The organism is Sporosarcina limicola (genome assembly GCF_014873855.1).
GTDB lineage: Bacteria > Bacillota > Bacilli > Bacillales_A > Planococcaceae > Sporosarcina > Sporosarcina limicola.
Genome location: NZ_JADBEL010000008.1, coordinates 111,567 through 136,365, shown reverse-complemented (window position 1 = coordinate 136,365; position 24,799 = coordinate 111,567). Strand labels below are relative to the sequence as shown.

Sequence of the window (24,799 nt, the reverse complement as noted above, 5' to 3'; positions counted from 1 at the left end):
CCATCCTTCAGCTTTTCCTTCAAAGGTTGATAATATTTCTCCATATGACTTTTCAGTTGGTAGACTGTAATGCCATCCACTCCTGGGGCACCTTTGTTTTTCCTGACTTTCTTGTAGGCCCTCCAAAGATTATCATCTGCAATAACCTGTTCGATTAAGCTGATACCATCTTGTTCTTTCATATCCATGCGACATCCCTGCACGCTCCTATGTCCCCTTCGGTTTCCAACCTATCTCTCTATAGGCAGCCATCTCTTGGTAATTACCACGATGTTTGCTGTGCTTTGACGGTGATGTCTACACCTCCCTGTTTTCCAAGATTTAAGATTGTTCCACCCTTCATTTCCGTAAGGAAACTACTATGGTTTCTGCTGACTTCTCACGACAAATCTTATTTCAACCGAGTTTTCACTCGTCCGTGAGACCTCCCCGGGTAAGGATAATCACTTTCTTCTCATGTAACTGCTATATCTACTGTATGGGATTCGGGCAGTATTGGACTTTGTCTTGTATCGCAGACTCATCCGTCCCAATTCAGCCTTTTATATAGTTTCTGTTCGTCAGTTCGAGAATTTGCATACAGCTTCCTTCAGATTCCTCCTCGCGGAGGACACCCTTGCCTTCTGCTAACAGTTCCTACTGCCAAGCCTGTAGTGGACTTTCACCACCTAGCGATTACCCATGCCGGGCACACAATAAAAAAAGCGACTGCTCAATTAAGAGTAGTCGCCTTTTATCTTACTTATTTACTGCAACAGTATACTTAACCGCTAATCCCAAGACGTCCGCATCAGTGAGCGTGCCATTCGCCAACTTGTCAACCCATGACGAATACGCCCCTGCCTTAACTGCTGCATCCACAATGATTTGACGATGCGCTTTGCTTAACAAAGATGTTTCTGTTTCAGATTTTAAAGTTGGGCTTGAAAATTTCAATTCATCTTCCTCCTTTTTCGGTGCGCTGAATGCGGCAGCCACTCTATTGCGATATGAAGTGAATGATTCATCTCGTTTAAGAATCACTCTTGGGCAATATTTACCGCTCCAGTGCTGATGTGGGACAACGTCGATTGATCCCACTCCAAACTCTTTCATTAACAACACCGTGAGGGCAATCGCATTCTCTTCTGCCTGCCTTGTATTCGTTTCGGGATTCTCACATATCTCAATTCCGATAGATGTTCGATTGCCCGAATTAACACCGCTACCATCCCCGCAATGCCATGCAGTCTCATCGAACGGGATGTGTTGATAGATGCACATATCATCGACTGAGATATGCCATGAAACGTGTGTCGTGTCCTTGGGATGGTAACTGGCCAAGTTATGGATATAGGTGTTGTGTGCCTTAGCGTTTGCCCCCTTGCTTGCATTACCCGTGTTATGAGTAGTAATCTTTTTTGGCTTCATCGAGGTTCCAGGACGGATCTCTGGATTGCCCTTTTGGATGATGTCCACAATGACGGTAGCGTTACCTACTTTCGAGCCGTGTTTAAGTAGGCGCATATCATTTCACACCCTTCCGCGGTCGTTCATATCTAAGTGCCTGCTCACTATCCGACATCCCAGCAACAGTCGGATCAAGCACCGCATTGTACAAACTTACAGCAACGAGACCCAAAACATACGGATTAGATATTGCATCAAAGATAATGCTAAACAACTTGCCCCAGGTCGTAATATCCTGCGCCGTCAACCCCATGTAAGCGAGTACCGGAACGCCAATAGCCAGGATAATTTGTGCAACAAAATACGGATTTTTCATTCTTACTTTACAGTTGATTTTCATTTTAAATTCCACCCTTCATAATAAAAGCGATAGCGCCAGTAATAACAGCGCCGACTACTGTTGTTGATAACCAAAATATCGCATTATCAATTTTATCGATTCGTTTATGTGCAGACCGAGTACTGGATAAAGCTTCAGCAGCAGTCTCTTTTGCACGGTCAGCGGTATTCTGGACCTCTGTCATTGTGTCGATTTTGGTTTCGACTCTCACCATCCGTTCCCGTATGTCAGATAGCATTTCGTTCATTGAGTCCATTCCGCACCTCCATTTTTTGTATTAAAAAAGAACGCCCGTGTGGACGTTCTGAACTATATTTATTCAATTGCGTTGTTAATCATAACTTCTTAGTCATGAAATTCTTTATTGTCAAGCACCTATATCATTCTCCCCGCCGTCCTCCAACAATGGATCCTCCACTTCAAAATTATCCGCGTCATTCTCTTCTCCACAAGCGCTTAATAGTAATACTACCGCCAATGGCCAGGCTAAATATTTTCCCTTCATTATGGTTCCTCCAATAATTTATATTCCCAACAGTTATTATCATCTCTCAAGAACAGTAATTTATTCATTGTTTTTATTGCCATAAAAAGAACGCCCGTTATGGACGTTCAAAATCGACATAAAAAAATACGCCCTTATTCGGCGCTGTAAGCTTCGTTTGCTATTTCCTTGTATTCCTCCGGCGTGATCGCACCCAACTTAACAAATCGTGCCAGCTGGTCTTTACGGCACCAGTTTTTATGGTAGCGATATTTCAACGACTCAAAAAGTGAATCAAACATTTACAACACCACCCCTCTCGGCTAGTTTTAATTCGATGTCAGTTATTTGCTGACCTTGCGTCATTGCTTCTAATTCTCTCTCAACCATTTGTTGACCGAGCACTTCGATGTCCGTTAATGGACGGTCTTGCGGCTTATTCAGCTCGTCAATTTCCTCTTGCGACATACCTTCCGTCCACTTTTCGATTTCATTATCCCACTTTGGAATATAAAAGTTTGGTTGCGGCTGTTGGACTGTAATATAATCCTTTTCGTCAGCGTTGATAGGTACATAATCTTTATCAACCTCTACCAAACGTACAGATATAACTAGCCCTTTTTTATTTACTTTATAGGCTTCAATTTGCATATTTCCCCTCCTTATCTTGTCCTAAAATACATATTTACGGACGTCACCATCGGACGTAATCCAGTAACGAGTAGTTGACCATCTGATCTACACATCAATTCTGAGGCGTAATCTCCATTTTTTTGTCCATAAAAAAGTGCGTTTTTAAATGGTCTATACCCTTCTGGCAACGTTGTAACCAAATTAGGGGCACCATCGACAGCGCTAATCATGCCAGTCACATAGACCACGCCGAACGAATCTTTATAATAATTTAATGGCTCATACGAGTTGCTAAAGTTAGTCCATCCAGCTCCTAAAACGACTGGTATCCGCTCAGGTAGCTCAGATGACACAATTTTCTTGAATGGTGTCCAACCGACATCTACTGCCCACATACGGTATTGCAACTCGGTTCCGTAAGACCAGCTATGAGGCGAATATATTTGAAAGCATCCAGAAGCGATACCAGCATAGTTAAAATGAGTAATACTACCCCAACCCGGAAAACCACTTTCTGGATTAGCTTGTCCAGTCGATATACCCGACGGGTACCATGTAGGTTCGTTTGCGGCAGTAGGCACCAATTCGAGTACGTTAACCTGAAATGATGTAACTTTATGTGGGTTATTCGTATCCCTAAGATGGGCGTCTAAAATCACAAGTTCACCCTCTATATTGTTCATGTTAGTTGCCATAATCGGCGTGCCTGGTTCAGATATGACTCCTTCGGCTGGTATTAATGTTTTCGTGCCATCTGGGTTGTCTTGTATCGTAAATGTCCGCGGCCTTTCAACTTCACGATTCTTCCAATCTGTTGGAATGTACGCCATTAAATTGCCTCCTCTCCACAAATAAAAGCACCACAAATGGGCACGATTTCCGTGTTACCTTTGTAGTGCTGATATAGCAAGTTTAAATTGTGTTCTAGCCGCCGGGCATCATTAAAGGAAAACGCAACATTCGCTTCCCAATCAAGCTTGTTTTGCAACCATCCAACAGGAGTATAACGTTGTCGCAACGCATCTTGATTGCTTTCAACACGGTTTAAACTGTCGGCAAATTCAATACGTTTCATGTCGCGGTTCTTTACGAAAGTGAGGGGCGGCAAAACGACAAAAAAGCCGACAAGGCCAGAGACTATTTCCGTATTGTTTTCGACTCGATTCAAGTCTCCGAAGTTATAAAAATCAGCAGAGTTCCAATCTAACTTAGGTGTCATCCACATTTAAACACCGCCTTTTGTCTCTGTTTTGCCACTTAAGTATCCGGCGAATTCAAATTCCTGTTTGGTGATTCTGGATTGCTTTTCAGCCCCAAAACTATCCTCAATAATGACAATATCACCGCATTCAAGTGCCGGATTCTGCCTCCAATTGACTTGGTAGAGTGCCCTTAAATTGCTTTCACCGATGATCCATTCCGCGACTGATGTTGCAAGACTTAAAGAGTTGATAAGAGGGTTATCACATTTCAGATTTGTCCCCTCGTCCGTTTCCGGATTAAGAAAAACGTGCTCCTCTTTTGCGCCATTGACGTACACCGTCATAACGAGCGACTGGATCAGTTTATCAAGATTGATTTGAGGCTCTTTGAAAACGTTGTCGAACGTGATATTGAGCATGTCGTAACCGCTATATACGGTTGGCGTAACCATACCTGCGAACATGTCAGGGCCTGCAAAATGGATGTAGCTTGTACTCTCGTCTAAGAGTACGAACGGCTTGACAATAACTGATCCGTCGCGTTCTTGGCGTACCGCGCTTTTACTCGCGATGCCGATGCATTGAAGTGCTTTGCGATATGTTATTTTCTCTACAAATCCCGTCGTAGGAATATCTTTCAGAGATTCGTCGATAATAAAATCGGTCACGCCTGCCTTGGTCAAAATGTCCGCAGCTAAAACGAATAGATTACCAGTTGCAGATTGGATATAGTCCTTTTCCATCAATTCAAAAATGTTTCTAGCTGTGAAGGTCGTCGTAAGCGCCCCTTCATCGGATTGCCAATCGACTAAGTAGTACCCTTTTGTATCCACATATTCGAAAACACCTTCTTCAATCTCGATCCCGATGCCGAGCGACAATTCCTGTCGTTCTTTCAAAAAACGATAGAATCCGGATGGATTAAGGATATTGAACTCTTTACTTGAGTTATCAATCGTGAACTTTATTTCGTTGGCCGGGAGCGTATCCCCGACCACATTCATCTGCTCGATCAAGTTCACCTTGACCAGTTTGTCTCCCTGGTACTCTTGAAATACGCCAAAGTCTACTTCTACAATTCGAGCGCGGCGGTACGATTTTCCCCATTTTCGTACCGTAATAACGATTTTTCGGTACGCATCAAGGCCGCTAACCCACACATAAGAGGTATCCATATTGTCGGTTACCTTTTCAGATGCAATCAATACGTTATCTGCATCGTACACATCGATATCAAAGTCAGTCGCATACTCGTTGGCTACCGCATCAAAATGGACAGTTAATCCCATCGAATCGTGCGGATCAGTAAACGATAGTGTGATGGTCTGCGGGACAGCGAACACGCCATCAGCGCCGCACAACTCCCCACTCCACCAACCTAATTCACTGCCGTCTTCACCCGGGCGTGGAGGGATTCGGAAACTGCCGTCCAAACGGAAATAATCCCCCTCAAACGTTGCGTACTTGTGGGCCATATTACGATTTTTATTAACGAGTTGCCCCGTTCTACTAATCTCAGCTTCTGTATTTGCGGTAATCGTAGCATCCGTGTAAGCAGCATTATCCAGGATTTCAAAAATGACTTTAGCAGCCGATTTCCGAATAGGCGCATAAACTGCTTGCTTAAACTCCCGACTCACTTCAATCAATCAAACCACCTACTTTTCTATCAGACTGAATTTGCAGTCTTTCCATCGGATATTACCATCCATATAATCAAGCGCGCCAACGTTTCTGTCTCCGGCGTAAAACGTTCCAGTCTTACGCGAATTGGTCTGAGGATCTAAATACTCGACCTTGAAAAATACTGGACTAACTGCATTCATGACCTTCTGCAAATCAGATTTGCTTAGATAGCGCCAACCCACTTCCAGTTTCCTTTTGGTCGTGATTCGCTCAATAATCATGTCGCCCCTGGCATTCCTTTCTGCTTTTGAAATATCAAGAATACCCACTGAATAATCAGAGGGAGTGGGGATGGCCACTCCGTTAACATTTAGCATGTTCCCACTCCTTTAGATTGGTTGGATTATTGTTGACCCTATTCGACGTTCTTCTCTTGCTAGGTAGGGATTGAGAATCCGAGCAAAAGTAGACCCGTCAACGTTTAGTATGATGTCGCCACTGTCATTCCCTTGCGACTGTTGATTGTTTCCACCCATTTGCATGGCCGCCATAACTGCGGTGCCTAGTGCGCTTGCCAACTTATCAACGAATGGCGTATTTTCAAGCGGGACAACCATTTCCGCCCCTGCTTCACCAGCGATATAGTTACCAAAATTAGTAGCCCCGTCAACAATTCCGCCGCGAGCTAGTTTCGGTATTCTTGGTATCGGGATTGGTTTCAAATCGATTTTGACACCAGGAATATTATTAATTAAATCTATCGTACCTTGAATCATTTTGTTGATGGCGCCAAGAGTAGATCCGATTCCGGTATTGATGACTTCGATAGTGATGTTCAACACTCCTTTGAAAATTCCCGAAATCATTTCAATAACACTCTTGAAGACATCTTTTACACCAGTCCACGCTTTTTTCCAGTCGCCTGTAAATACCCCTGTAATAAAGTCTATAAGCCCTCCAAGTATTTTCATGTTACCCTCAATCAAATCAGAAATAATACCGAATACGCTTCCCACTATGCTGGCAACAGCATTAAATACGAGTACGAAGGTTGGTCCGAGTTCGTCAATTAAATAATTAACGATAGGGAGGATGAACTTGTTCAGAATATCCAAAGCAGCATTCACTAGTTTCACGATGAAATCACCTACTGCTTTAATCATCCCTTTTAGATGCTTATCCCATAAGGTCGTAAGCATCTCGAGAAATGGTTGGATGATGGGTTTCAGAATCTTATCCCAGAGATTTTGGAAAGTATCCCGGATGCCTTTCAACAATTCGGATATGTTCTTTAATAGCGTCTCCCCGTGCTTATCCCAAAGATCCGTAATAATCTTCAGTGTATCCATTACGATTTTCTTAACTAAATCGAAAACGGGCCTAATAACCGTCTTATAGATATCGTTCATCATGTTGGCGGCCCACTCGAAAGCGTTTGCTGCCTCTTCGAACGCAAAAACCAAGACATCCGTAAATATCGGCACCAGAGTTTTGATGATTTGATCTGCAATAGGAATAACGAAATCGTTAAGCAAGTAGTCTACAAAGGGTTTGAGAGTACCATCCAACAGCTTTTGGAGGGAATCTCCGACTCTTGGAACCATGTCCAAGAATGCATTTTTAATCTTTTCCAGTGCAGGAAGAATAACGGTTGATGTTAAATTGTTAAGTGTATCTGTGAGGTTTTTAAATGTCTTGGAAAACAGCTGCATAGCGAATACCAGGACGTCAGTGAATATTGGAACAAATGTCTTGAGAAGTTGCGCTACGATAGGCAAGATAAATTTATTAAGTATATAATCTACCAACGGCTTTATCGTTCCATCTAACAAACTTTGCAACGATCCTGCGACTGAGGTATTCGCATCCATCCAAGCCTTTTTGACTTTTTCTAACGATGGAAGCATCGTGCCTCCCCATAAACTGATCATCTCATCAGTGACGTTTTGCGAGGTTCGAGCAAGTAGATCCATGCTCCAAACTGCCACGTCGGCAAATACGGGCGCAAAATCCTTCACGAATCCGGTTACGATGCTAGGGATAAAATCGAACAGAATGTAGCTTGCGGCAGGCTTCAGAAACTCGTCTAACATCTGACTTAGCGTTCCGCCAATCTCTTTGAACGACTGCTTAATAGGACTGACGGCGTCATAGAGTGGTTGGAGTGCAGGACCTATTCCACTGAAAGCATCAGCAAATAGTGAGCCGGTGTCTTTCAGTCCGCCCCACATATCCTTGAAAATACCTTTTATTTTGTCGGCCATCGCTTGGATTTCTGCAGGAATCGTTTCCGTGTCGATTTCTGGCATATCTAAATCCAACATACCTAAATCATCCGCACCGACACCTGCGCCAGCGCCACCTCCACCTTTACCCCCGCCAGAACCTCCTCCGGAATCACCTTTGGAACTTTTTGAGGGATCTGAAAGAGAGTTAATTTCATCGAATCCTGCAACTGACCGCTTGGCTTCTTCTGCTGCCTTTTTGACTTTCTTGCCTGCTTTTTCAGCCTTCTTCCCAGAGTTTTCAGCAGCCGTCCCGTATGAATCTTGCGCCGCAACTCCACCACCTACTGCTGAACTTGCTTGTTTCTGCGATTTCGAAACACCGAAAAATGCTTGCATGAAATACTTGAAATACTGCGTTACTCGAACAAGCCAGGACGCCAACTTTTGAAGAATCGGGATGATAAAGTTTGCGATAGGCATAAACGCCTGTCCGATGTTGACTTGAATGTCGCCGAGCGTCTTGTTTAAAAGTCCTAGTCTTCCAGCGAAAGTGTCAGCGTATTTCGCCGCATCACCCATTTGAAATTTAGTTTCATTCATGATTCCGCTAACTTCTGCTTGGATTTTCTCTGCATCGGTTAGATTTTTAGTTGTTTTACCAATCGTGGCCGCATAGTCTTCCCACATCTTAGCAACGTTTTTTGTTACGCCAGCGTTATCGACAAGGACGGAATTTTCATTTTTCAAACCTTCCGTAGCAGTCGCGACGGCTTCACCGAGCGACAGTCCAGCTTGTCTACCAAACGCCGCGGCATCTTTAAGACTGTCCATGGTCTGCTTGATTTGCTCGTCATCGTAACCCCTAGCCGCTAAGTTTTTGTACGCATTAACCGCGTCAGTAAGAGGTACAAGCCCGTCGGCGATATACCCGTCGATAAATCCTTTAGCCTTCGAAAATGAACGCCCTTGGCCTTCAACAATACTTTGCAATCCGAGGAATGCACCTTCCAGTTCACTTGCCGCCATAACGGCATCTTTGACGTATTTCCCGATGCCGAGTGCTGCAATTGCAACCGCTACGACTTTAAATGCCTTTTTAATGCCATCTGTTGAACTCTTAACCGCTCTATCGAGTCCGCTCATTTCTTTCTTAACGTTATTCATTTCATTTCTTAGTCCGGATGTTTCAGACGTTATCAGAATCTGTAGTTCTTCCAGCGTTGTTGCCACGGGCTTCACCTCGTTTCCGCTTTTCGGCTGCATACGCTTCGATTCGAGCTTTCATGAGTTGCCAATTCTGTTGTTTTTCAGCCTGACGTTCAAGTTCAGGAAAAATGCCCGGAAATGCTTCTTGGATTGCAGGGGCTGCCTGTTTACCCCCGAATACCTTACTGATTAAAGTGGCCAACAAATCAGCTTGTCGAAAAGCAACGACTGCTTGCGCTCGCATATCGTGCATTTGTCGCTTATTAAACCCTTCGATAGCGGCGGATATTTCCGCATACGTCATGTCCCAAAAAGAAACTGCATCCACTCCGCATTCACATGCGACGGGATACAGTTTCTCAAATAGTTCTGTTAAGTTTTTTACTGGCTCGCCGTCTCCGCTCCTTGAGCCCCCTTCGGGAAAAAACCCGACACTCTAAAGACCTCGATTAACACCGGCAATAAATCCGTATAGGAGTTTCCATTCTCTACATAGACGTCATACAAATCTACAATGTCGTCAAACTTGAATCCGTGGTGGAACTTCTGTACAGACGAATGAAGAATGAGCAATACGCTACTGATTGATGGCATGTTCCCGTTCTCTATACCCATTAAAATATCTAAGGGATTTCTTCCTCCTAGTTTCTTTTCTAAGTCGATTGTCGCCGCTGCTGTAATGCGTAGTTTAAGCTCTTCGCCACCATAATTTAGAGATGCGTATTTCATCAATTTTCCTCCTCATAATAAAAAGCACTCCCGATTGAGAGTGCTTTTCTGCATATTAAACTTATTTGAATTTCGAATCCTTAAGCGTTACTGATAGAGCTGTGAAGCCTCCGCACTTGCCTTCTACCGTTAGACTTTGGCCTTTTTTCAAGTCTGCAATCTTGCCCTCTTGACCTTTTGCGAATGATACGTAAACACTCCCTAAGACCTCGCCTGTATCTATCGTGACGTAGATTTTATCAAAGATATCTTTTCCGATATCTTTCACTTTTCCGCTAACTTCCAGCTGTTTGTCTCTGTATTTCTGATCGGCAGCCACTTCATTATCGTCATAGGCTTTATATAGATTAAGCGCAGATATTGTTATCGCTTTTTCAGCTTTTGGTTTCTCTTTCGCCTTAGGCTTCTCCACTTTGGCTTTTTCGACCTTTTCAACTTTAAGATTATCTTTAGTTTTTTCAGCTTTTACGACTGCGGGCGTAGCCTCTTCTGCTCGATTCTCGTCGTCTTTGTTCTGGGAGTTAATAACTGCGCCTAAGACAAAAACGATTATGAGCCAAAACCACCATTTTTTATGAATAGGTTTCTTTGATTTTTCATCCATTTCTTCGCCTCCAAAGTTGGTTTGTGTGAAAATTCTACCACACCAAGGAGGTAAGTGCCAATTAAGGTGTTGGATTGGTCACGGTGATATCACTCTGTAAGGACATGCCAGCTGAAAACGTCATAGCCGCATTCACTGCCGCCGAATCCATTTTCACGTTAACGTACGCTTCAAACTCATGCCCTGTACCATCCGGGTATTCTACCTTGTAAGAGGCCTTTGTATTTGCGTCCTGCAAGGCTTTCAGCACACGGTAGTTGCTGTCCACTTTCTCGTTATCGTAAAGGAATTTGAACGATAAATCCCCCAAATCCTTGACACCGTTGATGTACTTTTTAACACCATCAGAAAGTGTAGTGACCTCTACTTTCTCGGGGTCTCCACCCATTTCAGGAACTTCCATTAGGTGTTCCAAAACTTTGTACGCACCGCCTGTTCCTGACTTAACGCTTAGTGTCGTGTCTTTCGATAATAGTCCTGGCATTATTCAACAACCTCCCAATCTTCCGCTAGAATGTCAGCCTGTGAAGCCAACCAACCTGGTTGCATATTGTTATCGGCTGTTTTCATACCGATACAATTTTGCATAGAGTAGCCTTTAAATTCCGCATTACCCGCCGGAATGAGTGCAAGCCACATACCCTTGCCGTTCCATCCTTTACGTGCCACTTTCTGCCTTGCTTTTAACGCTTCAATCGCTTGTCCGAAATTCAATTCGTTCATCTCCTTATTGGTGTACTAAATTCGTTCTCTTATCGACCACGCCACGGAAACGCATTGTCTTCCGTTTCATCCCGGACGGATCGTTTAAATCAGCAGAAAAAGCACGAAGGAAACCAATGCTCGTCATCTTCTCGTTGACTTCTGTGGCAAGGGCGCCCGTTGATCGGGTATGCCATACGTCAATTACAAAGATGATTTCAGACTGGACCTCCACGCGCATATTCCGATAATTCGAGTTGTCAGCTTCCTTGAATGTGATATGCGGTGCTTCGGCCGGACTCACAGGAAATTGATCAGAAACGGTAACGTTTGGGATTGTTGAAAGTAAAGCGAATACATCCGGTTTCGCGTCATACATCAGCTTCTCGCCACCCTTTGTATTTCTTCTTTCACATGTTCCTTGACGATGTTTCTGGCGTTGTCCTCATTTTGTTTGAGCGCTGGATACAGATAGGGTTGAGCGTCCATCCCTGTCCAATCCTGCCTATAGTTCACATTCTCTGGTGACTTTGGAGGGCTTGGTGACGCTGCCCCTCGTTGTCCCGTTCCGAACTCAACATACGGACCATAGTAGATATTAGTAGACACTTTACCGATGATTTTCCCGCTTTTCACTTCGGTTTCACCTTTGATACTGTTTCTCAATTGCCCACCATCTATTGCCGCGACAGGAGCAAGATCTTTTGCATCCCCTTGAACGTGCTTCATCGCTTTGTGTATGCCTTTTTTAAGTGCTTGCTTACTATTCCCGCCGAGCACATCCAACTTCCGAAGAAGACTATCCATGCCATTCATGTTCTCACCTTCTCTAGATCAATTACCCAATGTGTATTCCATCGTCTGATAGCGACTACACGATAATCCGGAATGGCATCGGGAGCGACATAGATACACACTCCGTCAGTCTCCTGAATGTCATTACCTAACTCGATGTATGCGGTTAACATGTACGCGAGTCGCTCGCCGTATATCTCGATCAGTGCTTTACCGCCGGCGGGTTGGACATTTGCTTGGACGGTGTGACCTACTGGATCTACATCCTCGTAAGTCGTTCCGTCGGGTTCCTTGACAACCACCTTGCGATAGACCGAATATGTTTTTAAATCGCGTTGTCTAAGTCGCATAACGCACCACTTTAGCTAACCTACGTTGATTCATTTTAGACTTGATAGAGTCAGGAAGCGTTTCGAAAGTACGGCTGATACCACCTTCTGAATGACTAGACTGCCCTTCGACACCTTGACTGTTGTATTGAATTACTGCGATTTGTCGACATGTTGATTCAAGGGATGCAGGAAGAATATCCCGATTCGTCCATACGAGTATTTCGGATTCGACATCGGATAACATTAATTTTAATGAGTCATCTTGTTTATCGTCTTTGATTCCGAGTTGTAGTTTTAATTTTTCGAGTTGTTCCATTTTGTTAACCCCCTTCGCTTTATTGCGGAAAGGTTTACTTGTCGCCTTTTGGTTTTTTCACCTTGACTTCTTGCTCTGCCTTGATTGCCGCTTCTTGCTCTGCTTTAGCTGCCTGTTCGCGTCTCATTCGCTGAAATGCTGTTGCTGACACTATTAATCACCCTTTCTTTATAAACAAAAAAGAGACCGTTGGGCCCCTTCTGTTATTCCAATTTGTAATTAAACTTCACGATGCGGATTGCTTTTGGTTCGTATACGCGGTTCCAGTTCGCCGCAAGCGCAACCTCAGCATTGGAAGGTGTTGGTCCTGCCACCGTTGTATTCTTAAACTCAATGCCACGTGGGTGTAGGACGAACGCTTGACGGTTGATCAAGATGTCATCACCCGCAAGGCTATCACGGTCTGTCTCAACTGCTTCTGGGTGGAATCCGTTGCCTAATCCGATAGCTCCCTCGCCAAACAAATATGATGTATGGACGCCTGCCGTGACTGCGTGTCCGTCATCCACAATCACGCGACGGCCCAAGTACGTCGGTATCTGAACCTTGCCTTCCGAGTCCGGGATGAACTCAATGAGGTTTTGCTTTTGCAAATGCGTGAATGCCAAACTGTGCATGGAGATAGCGGTCAATTGATCTGCTGCATCCCCTAGCTTTTGTTTAGCATCAAGGAAAGTACTGCCAGACAACACCGCCGCTGCTCCTGTACCTGTTGAAATATCGTGCGTGTTATCAGTCATTGAAGGTGACGCGAATACACCTTTCAGCATCGCAAACAGTAGCACTTGTCGACGGCGCGCCCAATACGTTGCTACCAGGTCACCGATAGCAGCCATAGGATCCGAACCTGCCATGACATATGCTAAATCGTTCGCGCTCCAAGCGTTACCGCGTAGGAATAGAGCCGCAACGTCCTGTCCTGCCGTGATCTTCTGGGGAGTCAAAGCAGTAGTGTCGGATAACACTTCATCCTCGCCCGTCAAGTCTTCCCAATACGGCATGTTGATTAGTTTACCTCCGCCTTGCGCTAGTGCATCTAGTTCAGGGTTGTTTGAGATAATACCTGATGCTTGTAGCGCTGATAGTTCCATTGTTCGATTGATTACGTAAGGATTAAATACCTCTGGAACGATTACGTCTGCGATTTTAGTTTTTGCCATTTGTTTTCACTTCTCCTTTTATTTAGATGATGCGATTAACTGCTTCGCCAACTCTGGATTTTCTTTCATGATTCTTCCTTGCTCCGTTAGATTGTAATCAGGACCGATTTTGAACGGATTCTTTTGTCCACCGCCACCTGTTCCATCTTTCGGTGGTTTACCTTTCAGCCTTTCATTTACACCTGCTTCAACCGATTCGCGGAATGCCTTTTCAACCGCGTCGAGACTCGCATTAGTTGATTCAGCATCCGTGAATACAAGGATGTCAGCAAGCTGTTTCGGAAGACCTTTTTCAGCCAACGATTCAAGCGCGGTCGCACGCAATTCGCGGCGTGTAATATTGCCTTCGCGCTTAGTCATTTCGTCTTCACGCTTCTGCCGTTCGTAGTCCGCCTTCTGGTCGGCGTTCATTTTGGCGAGCTTCTCAGCTTCTGTTTTAGCTGTTTCAAGTTTTGATTCTAAGTCCTTTTCCCACTTCGCTTGCGCCTTGCCTAATCGCTCACCCAAGATACGGTCTAGTTCAGCCTGTTGCTCTGCCGAGAACTCAATCTTCGTAGGTGAATCAGCAGGTGGTGGATCTATTGGATCAGCAGGATCTTTTGGTGGGTCTTCTGGATCCGCGAAGAACTGAATATCCAACTTCAAAGGAAGCTTCGGATTTCTCTGCGTTGGCTCGACCTGTTCCTGTTCTGTGAAAAATGAATAAATATAAGCGATAAACATTATAATGATTTTCATATAAATTACCTCCACTGTTTTACGCCCATCGGCTTTATCCATGCGTCTTTTAGTGTCGTAGGCACGTTTTGGACAGAAGAAAAAGCCGCTCAAGCAGCGACTTAACTTGACGCGATATAAATAACAGAATCGAATGGCGCAGTGAATATTAAACCACCTGCTCTGTCGTATAAAAGATATGCACCATCACTTATCGAGATATCCCCTACACCGACAATACGTTTATCGATTAACTTGTCGCCATTAGCGATTAATACTTTGTAATTCATAGTCATCCTCCTTCATGATTTAATTGGCTACATAACGGAGTAGCGAACCGAGATATGGATCACCCTACCTTCCTGCTATATCAGCAATTAAAGATAATAAACGTGTAATATCCTCTGGCTTGTGACCGTCCCATTCCGGCGCAAATGATACTTCCATTACATCAAAGTAGTGCCAGTTGTCTAAGTGGTAGTGATATGTGTAATCACCTTCTGGTGTCGTAATGCCGACAATGAAATAGTTGTCGTACATAGTTCCGTCATTGTGTTTCTTACTCTTCCAAGCACGCCTTTTGTTTTGATTACAAATAATCGAAAATAGAATCATGCGATGATGATAAAGTTCGTCAAACGTGTGATAGCCATCTGATGTATTGCCGTCAATCTTCATATGGACCACTTCCTTTCAGTCATTGTCATGTTCAACGATTTCATAGGTGGCTTCAAAGATATCTGGTTTACATGGGTAGAATTCCCCTTTCTAGATAATATAAAAAGCACTCTCTACCGGGATACGGTTGAAAGTGCTTAATTGAATATCAAATGTTCTATATCCATTTCCGATTTAATATATAACGCTCCGATCTGCTCATCATTTAATAATACTACCTTCGTGCCTTGGTACTTAAATACGGCTAACAGGGAACCGTCGACATCTTCTAGTACCTTGCCTTCAGGATTAAAATCCTCAATCTTTTTTAGTTTTTCAAAACATTTTTCAAAAAGATCCCGGTCTGTCACATTGCACACGTCATATACTTTCACGCCAACCACCACCTATTCTAGTTTGAATCTTTCATTAACCTTTTTATTCGTTTTTCCTGCGGTTTCAATAATGTCCGCATACGCTTCATCTTTCGATAAACCTTTACGGTCCATTTTACTTTTAACCAATTCATCCAGGGTCAGATTCTTTTGCGTTTCATTTAGCAGATCAGCTTGCTTTCTGTCACTCATCATCAAGCGAGCTTCAGTCCTGTACTTATTTCTTGCTGAATGTGCTTGGACAGCCTGTTCTTTAATGCTGCTATTCCTGTCCAGATTCCCCACTATATTTTTATCATGGGTAATGTACCATTCTCTAACTTCTTTATTACCAAACTTACCTTTGAAAGAATCCCGGTAATCTGTTGAATTCAAAACCTGTTGTTTTTGACTCTTTATATTCTCCCATGTTTCACCCTTATTGTACTTCAGATCTTGGAACTCAGCAAAGTTTTTAGCCCCTAAGTCTTTTCCATAAATAAGTTTGTACTTCTCAAATTGCTTCTTGTCAGTCGCTTTGTTCTTGTCCTGTTTTTCTATCCTATCAACTTGATCCTTGCCGTGCTTATCATCAATACTCTTACGCCACTCAGGATAATTCATGCTCGCTGGAACAAGCTCATTTTTACCTGTGACCGGATTCCTCGCTCTTCGCTGTGCACCTTGCATGAACTTTTCACCTAAATAGGCTCGGGTTGTCGAACGGCAAAAAGGATGCATCGGGGGAAGGTTTAATCCTGCCATCGCATCCTTAACTTTGAATATCTTTCTGTCGAGACCTTGGCACTTTTTGGACGTCTTGTTATCCAAAGTAGCGAGGAACATATACTCATCAATGCCTGCTTCTTTATAGCTTTCGGTTTCAGCTGCATTCGCCATGTACGTTGTTTCCGTCCGGATAAGACGATTAGCTGCATGCTTGCCTACGTTCATCCGCTCCATGAGTTCGGAACGCATTTGCCGCGTTCCTGTCCCACTCATAAACCCCGCCGTAATAACCTCTGTTATTTGTTGGGCAAGTACATCCGTGTTATCCCAAATACGGGATGAAAACTGTTTGCCGGACCACGGATTCTTAAGAATTGTCTCAATGGTGCGGTTCGGCATAGTCGCAAAATCAAATCCTACTCCAATACCCTTTTGAACGTCAAACATCGTTCTGTAATAAGCATCGTTAATCGTTCCGATGTAACCGTTTGTACTCGCTTGAATTTCAGCGTCTGCAATAATCTTTGACTGTAGATACGTATTTTCTTTTAACGCTTCTAAACGAGTAATACGTGCGCTGTATGCAGGAGCATTTAGACGGTTCAACATTTGACGTTTAATCCTTGGATCTTTAATGTCGCCTATCTTCGCTTTTATCGATGTCCATTCAGCTTTCGGAATCGTTTCATTCAGCAGCTTCCAGGCTTCTTCTGTCGACAGATTTCCGTCCTTCGCAAACTTACCGAATATCTTTTCAGCTTCCGACGCCATATCCTTTTGCGCTTTGTCGTAAGCTTTAGTTACCGTCTTTACAGTCGCATCAGCATCCCGGTGATATTTTGCCATCCTTGCATTGGCTCGCTTATCCCAGTAAGCGTTACTCGGCTTCTTTAACGTCATCTTCAATCACATCCGCATCGTCAAACGGCATCCCGAACGCTTTCTGTTCACGTTCTGACCTCTCTTTCAACTGCTCTCGAACACGTTCAATTTCTTCCTCCGGAGCGTCTACAAATTGAAGCAATCCAAGCAACGTCTCATTACTCACGAAATCAATCAGCTTAACAATCTCATCGATACTTACATCGGCTTCTGGGAGATTGCGATACATATAGATAACGATATCGGACACGTCAGATGCTTGTCCCTTGACGTTCAGGATGTTTGAAAATAGCGCCAGCCGCTTTCGCAACCCTTGCGTGTAGTAACGCTCCTTGATGACCGCCAATTGTTCCAAGCCAAACAGTTTGTATTTCATGGCCACTCCCGAGCTGTTGGATGCGAAATTCTCGTCAGTCAAATTCGGGATTAACGAGAACTCATGGATGTCTGATTTGATTGCATCCTTCAAGACCTCAACCTGTGTTTCATTAAGTGTCTTAGTTAGCCATTCAGCGTCAGCATCAGCCGCGGGCAATTCAAGTATCTTGTGCGTCGCTAACATTCTAGCAGTCTCTGCCTGTTCAGTCGCATCATCGCCGAAGCTTATACCCTTGACCATCAAGATGGCATCTACCAGTTGCTCTTTATCATTCACTCTGTCCGACTGGATGATGTTATAAGCGTCTATCAGACTTAACTGCTGTTCAAAGTCGCCCTGCTGCTCCTCGTTATTGCTGTACTCTACAACGGGGACTGCGTTATAAAAATGCGGTTCAGATTCAATCAGTTCGAAGTCCGTACTGTCCGCTTCCTTGATAAAGTATTTCGTGACGTTCGTTTCCGTGTACACCATTACACTAAACCCGATTGGTTCATTCTTAATGTCTCGCTTCTCGTAATAATGAACGGCGAACAGCGGCTTATGTTCAACCGTATCATCCTCTACCAGAAAGATATGCCGGGGATCTATTACGGTGACTTTAGGAATCGGCACCTCGTCAGATGACATGAAATTCAGTTCCAACCCCACACCAAACACTGATAAGTCCTTCGATAACTCCGAATCATGAGAGACAATATCGATCAGCTTAAATGCTTCTGTTATTGCTTCCACGCTATCGCCTTCATACTTGATAGGCTTACCGAATACGTACCCCGTCGCCATGTCCGTAATGTATTTTGCATGATTCGCCACAACTTTATTGTTTGGTAGCTGCATCTCTTCGTTGGTTTCTCGCGTTAATATCGCATGTTCACCAATATAGTAATTATCCAATTTAGTAAGCCGCGGGACGCCGCTCAGATGCTCCTCGATGCAGTTAGATATTATTTCCGTGGGGATGTTGCCCAGGTCTTCTATCAAGTCCCTGTCACGTCTGATTGCCATGTAATCACCTCAATCCTAGTTTTGATTTACTACTTACTCGTACCTTGTTATTCTTCTTCATATCACTTTCAAACGCATATCGTGTGGAATCAATCGTGTGATTATCCTTGTCTTCGAGACGTGCTTTCGGATTACCATCACGGTCCGTTTGATAGTCGATATTCTCGAACTCTCTTGCGATATTCGGAGTACGTAACGGGTCGATGCAAATAAAGTCCAGGTCATCAAGCCACTCCTCGCCGTACTCAACCGAGTCAGGGCCTTTCTTCGCTCCTTTGATGCGCCTGATACCATGTTCAAGCTTTAATTCATCGATAGATTTAGGTTCAGCGGAGTCGGCAGCGATATCATTACTCTCGTAGCCTTTTGTTTTTATCCACTTCGCTAATTCTCTGTTACTAATCTTTTGTCCGTAAAATTCATCAATGGCATAAATACCATTCTTATTCTTGTCATAATGCCATCGGACAAACGCTAATGGGTCCGGACCATATCCAAAGTCAACCGCTTGTCGGATGTTGTCAAAGACCTTAACCATTTCATCTGTGATGCTTCCTGCCTTCACTTTCAAGTTATCGAATGGGACCACTCCTGAACCAACTGCCTTTCCTTCATATTCCCATTCGTACCGGCGCATGTTACGTTCTTTGGTCGCCTCCGCTTCCGTTATGAACTGTTTGGAGATGAACGGGTTGTCTAGGTATGTCGAATGATGAACTAACGTATTAGAAGGCTGAAATGACGTCTCATACTTCTTATTCACCCACGATTGTTTACGCTTTGGTGGGTTGTAACTGAAGAAGAACTTATAAAAAAGACCATCGTCCAATTCTCCACGTAATAAGGAGTTGGTGATGGTTGTTACTTCGTCTTCTGTTTTGAATTCAGCTAATTCTTCAAGCCATGCAATAGCAAAAGGAAAGTTTGCGGACTTCAATGATTTAATTCGTTCTGGCTCTTGAGCACCACGAAACACCATGTAGTTCCCTCTTGGAAGGTACGTGATCCGCATAGGTGATTTATTAACCTTGAATAGATGGGAAACACCTTGTTCTGATATGGCCCATTTCATTTGTTCAAAGATGGACAACTCAATCGTATTATCGACCTTCCGGATACCGACTGCATTCACTGCGTAGCGCATTAGCAACTGAACAATGACATGCGCAACATCAGACGACTTACCCGACCCACGACCACCTTTACTGACGATGTTTAGAATCTCTTCTGCAATAGCAGCTCGCCAAACCGGATGGAACGCTTTAGGAAGGAATTCGGATAGTTTTTTAGCCGTCATTTCCATCACCGCTTATGTCATCGATGAATTGAACAGCGCCAGTTACTTCCGTCTCCACTTTATCAGTCCACAGCTTGTGTCGTTTACCCAACAATTCAGCCGCTTTCACACGCTCAGCAACAGAAGGCTTCATATCTTTTTTCATATATTGCTCACCCATACCCATACCAACTAATGCCGCACCATTCGCCTCTCCTCTCAGTACAGCTGTCAGTGTCTCTAGGATTTCTTGTTGATCAGCAACACGTTCGGACTTCAATTCTTCCATACGATTTTCTATATAAGCAGAAACGTTAGCATTTGTTAGCAATCTACTTCCATTTGCCCTTGCTGTCGCTTCCTTCTTAACATTCGTATAGGCCTTTAAATAAGCTTCTGTGGCGTTTCCTAACTCGATGTAGTTATCTGCAAAAGCTTGTTGTTTCACTGTCATTTTTCGTTCATTCAATGGCATCACCTCATTATGCTATTTGCATTTTACGACATAGAAAAAGCACCCCCAAGGATGCTTTTAATTTTATTTAATTGATATTTATTTCAATCGTTTCTCGATTTCTGCTGTCGGAAAATAATCCATATCATATTCGTTCGTTTCCTTTTCCGAACGATTCATGCTGATTGTTCCAACATCTACGTATTCAATTGTTAAAACTTTCCAATATCCAAAAGTAAGAAGTTCATCCGAAGCTTGGCTATAAGATACCCCCGCAACATTTTCTGCTGGTAGTATGTCATGCGGCGCTAATTTGATAACTGCTTTAATTTCGTCACCTTCAATGGATACACTAACTAATTCATCATTCTCACCAAGTGCATTGTAATCCAAGATTTCCATGAGTTCTTCATTAGTCATATTTCTCTCTTTTTCATCGACTTTAACTGTTTCTTTAGCTTTTGATTGTTCGATTGCAAACGTGAATTCGTATTCCATAGACTTTCCGATTCCATCATCATCCATAAGATTGCCCGTTAAAAATTCATAATCTTTTCCGGCTACTTCTGTGAATTTTTTATCCTGTGTAGATGGAATTGAAAGAGTTACTGAAAGTTCGTATTCGCCAGCCGGTAAAGCTTCACCTTTTTCACTGAAGCTTTCCGTTTCAAACGCACCATCTATAATCACTTCTTTTATTTGACCCATGAAATCATCACCCGTAACAGTAAACATCAATTCCGCATGATCCGGCAAGTTTGTTTTTCCAAGGAAATAAACTTTGCCGTCCTCTTGGATGACCGGTTCAACGTTCATCGTAACCTCAATTGATTCTTTTTCAACCGCAACCGGCTCTATCTTCGGTGTTTCTTCCTTCGGTGCTGCATCGTTTCCGCAAGCACCTAACATCATAGCAGCCATAAATAAAAATAATATTCGTTTCAACTTAAATCCCCCACTATTCTTTTAATCCATCATACCTAATTCCGAATAAAAAGAACACCCGCACATCAAGCAGCACCCACATCATCCCAGTTGCATTTTTTGTCATAGAAGAAGCACCTCCGGAGAGATGCTTTAAAATGAATATTGTTGTGTTTTCTTTACCCAATCATCATCTTTCACTTTTTCTTCTATGATATCAATCATTTCTTGTACCGCCACGTCGATATCTTCATAAACCTTACCAGGAGAAAAACTTTCTTTTGTCGCAAGAATTTCTCCTTGAGTTCCTATTTGTCCGTTTTCGAACATTAATAATTCGAACTCAGCCATATTTCTGCCCGCAGCTACATACCTATAATTCTTTACTTCATAGCAAATTGCTCCTTGGATACTTGTTTTGAACATCAATACACCTCCTCACTGACATCATTCGCCAAAAAAGGTGTAAATCCTTTAAAATACATATTCAATTTCTTCGATGTAACGCCTTACTGCCCCTTGGGCTGAATCTCCACTAGCGAATGATAACACGCTACCATTATTCTTCGATGATAAGTTCTTGAAATGATAATCAATAATATCATCCCATTTCCCGCTATCGATATCATAGATTGATTCAATGTCGTCTATAAATTCTTTAACAACTTCAAGTTGATCTAATCGCACGGTTGGATGTTCTTTTTTGAACTTGTCCTCATATCTTGAAATATAGGAGCTTAAAACATATCCGTCATTTTTTGAAATGATGTGTCTTTTAATCTCTTTAGTCTTTGTAGTAATCTTTGTAGTACTCTCTGTATACGTCAGACGTTCTAGCGTTTTAGGTGTTACGTTAGGAAGTGCACCCTCTGACGTTACAACGTGATAGGGGTCTGATTTCCTTGTAATATCAACGACTTCGTGAGCATTCAACTTAATATAAAGCACATTTGATATCGCCATGCCGTTTACGAATATGTTTCTGAATTCGCGTTCAAGCAATCCAAAATCCTCTAACCTTTTGATAGCATCCGATGCTTGTCTTTTCGTAAATCCGAATTGTTCAGCAAAGCTATCATAAGAACTTTGTAATAAGTCAGCATTAAATCTCTTCTTGTAACCCAGCACTTGACCGCTACTTTCATCTTTCACAAGTGTGGGTCTATGCCAATAAACAATCTCCGACAATATGATGATAGCGTTTATGTCTACTTTTCCATTTTTGAAGCGAATATGTTTATACCATTCATGAGGTATTATGTTGCCCTCAAAGTTCATTTCGCCTATTATTCTTACTGATTCCGGTATAAAATCACCCATTATCAAAACCTCCTGCAGTTGTCCTGTTGAAATAAATACGGAAAGGCAATCAGGATGTTGCCGATTCGATTGGGGTAATTAAGCCCTCTCTATCCGTATAATTATTATACCATTTTTAACCCTACAAAGATAGTGACACCAACGCTTTGTGAGCATTATAAACATTCATATTTAATGGGGACATCGACGTAGTTCAAACCCTCAAACCACCCAACTCCCCGACCTACCTTCCATGGTATCAGCTTTTTTCATAACAAGATATTTCTGAACTAAATGCACTTTTGAACGTTTTGAACATAATGAACATATTCGACCATTTGTTTTGCAATTGATGCACTCAGCCTTTTAATATGAGTGTGAGATAACCCCATATGCCGCGCTATCCAAGAGTATCCTTTCCCCTCGAGGATCCAATGGAGAACTTCAGCTTCCCTCACATCCTCGATCACATGAATGCGCTCTTGAATCATTTTCACTTTACTTTCATAGCCAATGATTTTTTCATGATGCTTGCTGCGCCTTACTACCTCTCGATACACCGGATCACTCGTTTCACCTTGTGCTTTAGGCATCACTGCTTCAATCCCATACTGAGCAGTCAATCCCACGCCAATGTCATTCAAGTTTTCCCTCATAATCTTCACGCTATTAATCATCCAATGATAATCCTTCAATAACTGCTCAATCTGCTTCTCCGTCATAAGTTCGCCCCCATTTATCGTCTACGAAATGCCCCACCAGGTCCCCGTCTGTATGTATCCCTACGAACACCCATCAAATCCTCAATCTCCCAACGTGATAGCTGTTCTTTCGGTCTACCCTTCATAGTACTCTTCTGATCTACAACGCTTGAACAAGCCTGCAAAAGCCCATTTCTGATTAGTTCACTTTGTAGTGTTCTCATATCTATCACTCTCCTTTTCGGAAATAAAAAAAGAGGACAACAAATGACACAGCGTAATGCTGTAATCAATCGTTGTCCTCCAGTTGACTGGCGGGGACTTATTAAATAAAACGTTCATTATTCAAAAATCTTATTCGTAACTTCGCTAACGATATTTAGATAATGTTCAAAGTCCTCATTTTTAGAAAACTTGTTGTTAAGTATCAGTTCAGGTGACGTTGCTTGATACCTACTATTGTTTTTCAAGCGGTATCGGATGATCAAGCGACATTTTAGTCCGAACATATAATCCCCGTCGGGAATAGTTACCAGTATCCTGTGACGATTGTAATTGTGGTCCAGATGAATTTCCTCTCCACTTTCAGTCAATAACGATACATCTTCTAGAAAATAATCAGTATTACTTCTTTCAAGAATTTTCAACTCCAAATTTTCCGTTTCGCCCATTCTCTTCCAAAGGTCAATATAAAAAGATGGTTTCGATAATAAACTAGATTTGTGAAATTGATAGACACTTAATAAAATCGCAATTAAGCTTAAACCGACCGCAACTATACTCCAATTCAAAACTCTTCCCCCTCATCCCAATTAACCCGGGTCACTATCCCTTTATACGTCTTAATTGTCATATCAGCATGTAAAGGTAACTCTGCCATCTTGGCTTTACCGTCGCTGATTACAATAACACACGACTCTGATAGTTCCATTGTATCAATATTTAGGATACCTTGGGAACTAATCTGCAATTCTTTCATTCTAGGAGAAGTCACTCTGACACCTCCAGTGCTTTTTCTAATATCCGAGCCGACTCTTCATTGTTCCACTTATGCTTTTCTAGCGAATGGGTAATCGCTTCACGCAATTGCTTATTTTCTTTTTCAATACTCAACGAGTGTCGATGCAAATCGATAAATTGAATTCTTATTTCCTTGACACTCATCCCATCGTTACCTTGCAACAACTCTTCCAACTCTATCACCCGTTCAGCTTGTTCGCTAAGCCAAAACCAATCCTCTTGTTTGACTAACATATTGCCGTCTTGGTCCACTCCGATAGGACTTATGTTTTCGAGTCTCTCCGCATTGCTTTCAGGTATAATATCGAAATTTGCCTGTTTTCCGGATCCTCACCAACTGAAAGAAATACATCATCACCATCACCCAAAATCAACGTGCATTTATCTCCAAATCTATGTGTAAAATTAACGTGAGCCATCCTATGCACCCTTTCTGTTTTTTCAACCACTGCCGCTTTTTCTTCTCCAACTTCTTTGAATATGGATGTTTGTATTGCTCACTGGAGCATGACGGGCATTGAGTTATATATCCGATGTGATGTTTCGAGCAGACGAAACCACCGTTCAGTGGCT

Annotated in this window: 36 protein-coding genes and 1 pseudogene; all 37 read right to left on the bottom strand. The window is 42.9% G+C overall.

Annotated features, from left to right (window positions below):
* Window positions 1-182: pseudogene (locus H4683_RS09305) on the bottom strand (group II intron reverse transcriptase/maturase); the annotation flags it as partial.
* Window positions 183-738: 556 nt separating this feature from the next.
* Entirely contained in the window at window positions 739-1,506 is a 768-nt protein-coding gene (locus tag H4683_RS09300; RefSeq protein ID WP_192598567.1) for a peptidoglycan recognition protein family protein, read from the bottom strand.
* Between the two features lies 1 nt (window position 1,507).
* A complete protein-coding gene (locus H4683_RS09295; RefSeq protein WP_192598566.1) occupies window positions 1,508-1,789 on the bottom strand; it encodes a phage holin family protein in 282 nt (93 codons plus the stop codon).
* A gap of 1 nt (window position 1,790) precedes the next feature.
* Window positions 1,791-2,045: a hemolysin XhlA family protein gene (locus H4683_RS09290; RefSeq protein WP_420826551.1), complete on the bottom strand. Its 255-nt coding sequence runs from the start codon at window positions 2,043-2,045 to the stop codon at window positions 1,791-1,793.
* A 111-nt stretch (window positions 2,046-2,156) separates the two neighbouring features.
* Window positions 2,157-2,294, bottom strand: a complete 138-nt coding sequence (locus tag H4683_RS09285) for a hypothetical protein (RefSeq protein ID WP_192598565.1) — start codon at window positions 2,292-2,294, stop codon at window positions 2,157-2,159.
* 134 nt (window positions 2,295-2,428) lie between these two features.
* Window positions 2,429-2,575, bottom strand: a complete 147-nt coding sequence (locus H4683_RS09280; RefSeq protein WP_192598564.1) for an XkdX family protein — start codon at window positions 2,573-2,575, stop codon at window positions 2,429-2,431.
* Window positions 2,568-2,924, bottom strand: a complete 357-nt coding sequence (locus H4683_RS09275; protein WP_192598563.1) for a hypothetical protein — start codon at window positions 2,922-2,924, stop codon at window positions 2,568-2,570. The genes H4683_RS09280 and H4683_RS09275 overlap by 8 nt, the downstream gene beginning before the upstream one ends.
* 11 nt (window positions 2,925-2,935) lie before the next feature.
* A complete protein-coding gene (locus H4683_RS09270) occupies window positions 2,936-3,736 on the bottom strand; it encodes a hypothetical protein (RefSeq protein WP_192598562.1) in 801 nt (266 codons plus the stop codon).
* The gene (locus tag H4683_RS09265; protein ID WP_192598561.1) at window positions 3,736-4,131 is read right to left on the bottom strand and encodes a hypothetical protein; all 396 of its coding nucleotides are present in this window, start codon (window positions 4,129-4,131) and stop codon (window positions 3,736-3,738) included. The genes H4683_RS09270 and H4683_RS09265 overlap by 1 nt, the downstream gene beginning before the upstream one ends.
* Window positions 4,132-5,748 (bottom strand): hypothetical protein, encoded by a 1,617-nt coding sequence (locus H4683_RS09260; RefSeq protein ID WP_338062439.1) that lies wholly within the window; start codon window positions 5,746-5,748, stop codon window positions 4,132-4,134. It abuts the gene before it with no gap.
* An 18-nt stretch (window positions 5,749-5,766) separates the two neighbouring features.
* Window positions 5,767-6,111: a DUF6711 family protein gene (locus tag H4683_RS09255; protein WP_192598559.1), complete on the bottom strand. Its 345-nt coding sequence runs from the start codon at window positions 6,109-6,111 to the stop codon at window positions 5,767-5,769.
* A 12-nt stretch (window positions 6,112-6,123) separates the two neighbouring features.
* Window positions 6,124-9,192: a phage tail family protein gene (locus H4683_RS09250; RefSeq protein ID WP_192598558.1), complete on the bottom strand. Its 3,069-nt coding sequence runs from the start codon at window positions 9,190-9,192 to the stop codon at window positions 6,124-6,126.
* A complete protein-coding gene (locus H4683_RS09245) occupies window positions 9,149-9,496 on the bottom strand; it encodes a hypothetical protein (protein WP_192598557.1) in 348 nt (115 codons plus the stop codon). The genes H4683_RS09250 and H4683_RS09245 overlap by 44 nt, the downstream gene beginning before the upstream one ends.
* Before the next feature lie 53 nt (window positions 9,497-9,549).
* Entirely contained in the window at window positions 9,550-9,897 is a 348-nt protein-coding gene (locus H4683_RS09240; protein WP_192598556.1) for a DUF6096 family protein, read from the bottom strand.
* A 61-nt stretch (window positions 9,898-9,958) separates the two neighbouring features.
* On the bottom strand, window positions 9,959-10,501 hold the full coding sequence (locus H4683_RS09235) for an OB-fold protein (RefSeq protein ID WP_192598555.1): 543 nt from the start codon (window positions 10,499-10,501) through the stop codon (window positions 9,959-9,961).
* Between the two features lie 61 nt (window positions 10,502-10,562).
* Window positions 10,563-10,985 carry a phage tail tube protein gene (locus H4683_RS09230; protein WP_192598554.1) on the bottom strand — a complete coding sequence of 141 codons (423 nt, stop codon included), beginning with the start codon at window positions 10,983-10,985 and terminating at the stop codon, window positions 10,563-10,565.
* On the bottom strand, window positions 10,985-11,215 hold the full coding sequence (locus H4683_RS09225) for a DUF2829 domain-containing protein (RefSeq protein ID WP_192598553.1): 231 nt from the start codon (window positions 11,213-11,215) through the stop codon (window positions 10,985-10,987). Before H4683_RS09225 ends, H4683_RS09230 begins: the two co-directional genes overlap by 1 nt.
* A 13-nt stretch (window positions 11,216-11,228) precedes the next feature.
* The gene (locus tag H4683_RS09220; RefSeq protein WP_192598552.1) at window positions 11,229-11,582 is read right to left on the bottom strand and encodes a hypothetical protein; all 354 of its coding nucleotides are present in this window, start codon (window positions 11,580-11,582) and stop codon (window positions 11,229-11,231) included.
* The gene (locus H4683_RS09215; RefSeq protein ID WP_192598551.1) at window positions 11,582-12,019 is read right to left on the bottom strand and encodes an HK97-gp10 family putative phage morphogenesis protein; all 438 of its coding nucleotides are present in this window, start codon (window positions 12,017-12,019) and stop codon (window positions 11,582-11,584) included. Before H4683_RS09215 ends, H4683_RS09220 begins: the two co-directional genes overlap by 1 nt.
* A gap of 318 nt (window positions 12,020-12,337) precedes the next feature.
* Window positions 12,338-12,646: a phage head-tail connector protein gene (locus H4683_RS09210; RefSeq protein WP_192598550.1), complete on the bottom strand. Its 309-nt coding sequence runs from the start codon at window positions 12,644-12,646 to the stop codon at window positions 12,338-12,340.
* A gap of 203 nt (window positions 12,647-12,849) precedes the next feature.
* Window positions 12,850-13,806 carry a major capsid protein gene (locus tag H4683_RS09205; RefSeq protein ID WP_192598549.1) on the bottom strand — a complete coding sequence of 319 codons (957 nt, stop codon included), beginning with the start codon at window positions 13,804-13,806 and terminating at the stop codon, window positions 12,850-12,852.
* An 18-nt stretch (window positions 13,807-13,824) separates the two neighbouring features.
* Window positions 13,825-14,544: a DUF4355 domain-containing protein gene (locus H4683_RS09200; RefSeq protein ID WP_192598548.1), complete on the bottom strand. Its 720-nt coding sequence runs from the start codon at window positions 14,542-14,544 to the stop codon at window positions 13,825-13,827.
* 101 nt (window positions 14,545-14,645) lie between these two features.
* Window positions 14,646-14,813, bottom strand: coding sequence for a hypothetical protein (locus tag H4683_RS09195; RefSeq protein ID WP_192598547.1), 168 nt, complete (start codon window positions 14,811-14,813; stop codon window positions 14,646-14,648).
* A gap of 64 nt (window positions 14,814-14,877) precedes the next feature.
* Window positions 14,878-15,201, bottom strand: coding sequence for a WDGH domain-containing protein (locus H4683_RS09190; RefSeq protein WP_192598546.1), 324 nt, complete (start codon window positions 15,199-15,201; stop codon window positions 14,878-14,880).
* A 137-nt stretch (window positions 15,202-15,338) separates the two neighbouring features.
* Window positions 15,339-15,575: a hypothetical protein gene (locus tag H4683_RS09185; protein WP_192598545.1), complete on the bottom strand. Its 237-nt coding sequence runs from the start codon at window positions 15,573-15,575 to the stop codon at window positions 15,339-15,341.
* Window positions 15,576-15,587: 12 nt separating this feature from the next.
* Window positions 15,588-17,183 (bottom strand): minor capsid protein, encoded by a 1,596-nt coding sequence (locus H4683_RS09180; protein WP_192598544.1) that lies wholly within the window; start codon window positions 17,181-17,183, stop codon window positions 15,588-15,590.
* A complete protein-coding gene (locus tag H4683_RS09175; RefSeq protein WP_192598543.1) occupies window positions 17,161-18,552 on the bottom strand; it encodes a phage portal protein in 1,392 nt (463 codons plus the stop codon). Before H4683_RS09175 ends, H4683_RS09180 begins: the two co-directional genes overlap by 23 nt.
* A 4-nt stretch (window positions 18,553-18,556) precedes the next feature.
* Window positions 18,557-19,849 (bottom strand): PBSX family phage terminase large subunit, encoded by a 1,293-nt coding sequence (locus H4683_RS09170; RefSeq protein ID WP_192598542.1) that lies wholly within the window; start codon window positions 19,847-19,849, stop codon window positions 18,557-18,559.
* Window positions 19,839-20,297, bottom strand: coding sequence for a terminase small subunit (locus H4683_RS09165; protein ID WP_225942002.1), 459 nt, complete (start codon window positions 20,295-20,297; stop codon window positions 19,839-19,841). The genes H4683_RS09170 and H4683_RS09165 overlap by 11 nt, the downstream gene beginning before the upstream one ends.
* An 84-nt stretch (window positions 20,298-20,381) precedes the next feature.
* On the bottom strand, window positions 20,382-21,227 hold the full coding sequence (locus H4683_RS09160) for a hypothetical protein (RefSeq protein ID WP_192598541.1): 846 nt from the start codon (window positions 21,225-21,227) through the stop codon (window positions 20,382-20,384).
* A 132-nt stretch (window positions 21,228-21,359) separates the two neighbouring features.
* Window positions 21,360-21,632 carry a hypothetical protein gene (locus tag H4683_RS09155; RefSeq protein ID WP_192598540.1) on the bottom strand — a complete coding sequence of 91 codons (273 nt, stop codon included), beginning with the start codon at window positions 21,630-21,632 and terminating at the stop codon, window positions 21,360-21,362.
* 48 nt (window positions 21,633-21,680) lie between these two features.
* A complete protein-coding gene (locus tag H4683_RS09150; protein ID WP_192598539.1) occupies window positions 21,681-22,526 on the bottom strand; it encodes a hypothetical protein in 846 nt (281 codons plus the stop codon).
* Window positions 22,527-22,795: 269 nt separating this feature from the next.
* Complete coding sequence (locus tag H4683_RS09145; RefSeq protein ID WP_192598538.1) at window positions 22,796-23,227, bottom strand: helix-turn-helix transcriptional regulator; 432 nt, start codon at window positions 23,225-23,227, stop codon at window positions 22,796-22,798.
* 14 nt (window positions 23,228-23,241) lie between these two features.
* Window positions 23,242-23,430 carry a hypothetical protein gene (locus H4683_RS09140; protein WP_192598583.1) on the bottom strand — a complete coding sequence of 63 codons (189 nt, stop codon included), beginning with the start codon at window positions 23,428-23,430 and terminating at the stop codon, window positions 23,242-23,244.
* A gap of 117 nt (window positions 23,431-23,547) precedes the next feature.
* Window positions 23,548-23,997 carry a hypothetical protein gene (locus tag H4683_RS09135; RefSeq protein WP_192598537.1) on the bottom strand — a complete coding sequence of 150 codons (450 nt, stop codon included), beginning with the start codon at window positions 23,995-23,997 and terminating at the stop codon, window positions 23,548-23,550.
* Window positions 23,994-24,200 carry an XtrA/YqaO family protein gene (locus H4683_RS09130; protein ID WP_338062435.1) on the bottom strand — a complete coding sequence of 69 codons (207 nt, stop codon included), beginning with the start codon at window positions 24,198-24,200 and terminating at the stop codon, window positions 23,994-23,996. Before H4683_RS09130 ends, H4683_RS09135 begins: the two co-directional genes overlap by 4 nt.
* On the bottom strand, window positions 24,197-24,460 hold the full coding sequence (locus H4683_RS09125) for a hypothetical protein (RefSeq protein ID WP_192598536.1): 264 nt from the start codon (window positions 24,458-24,460) through the stop codon (window positions 24,197-24,199). Before H4683_RS09125 ends, H4683_RS09130 begins: the two co-directional genes overlap by 4 nt.
* Window positions 24,461-24,799: the final 339 nt, after the last annotated feature.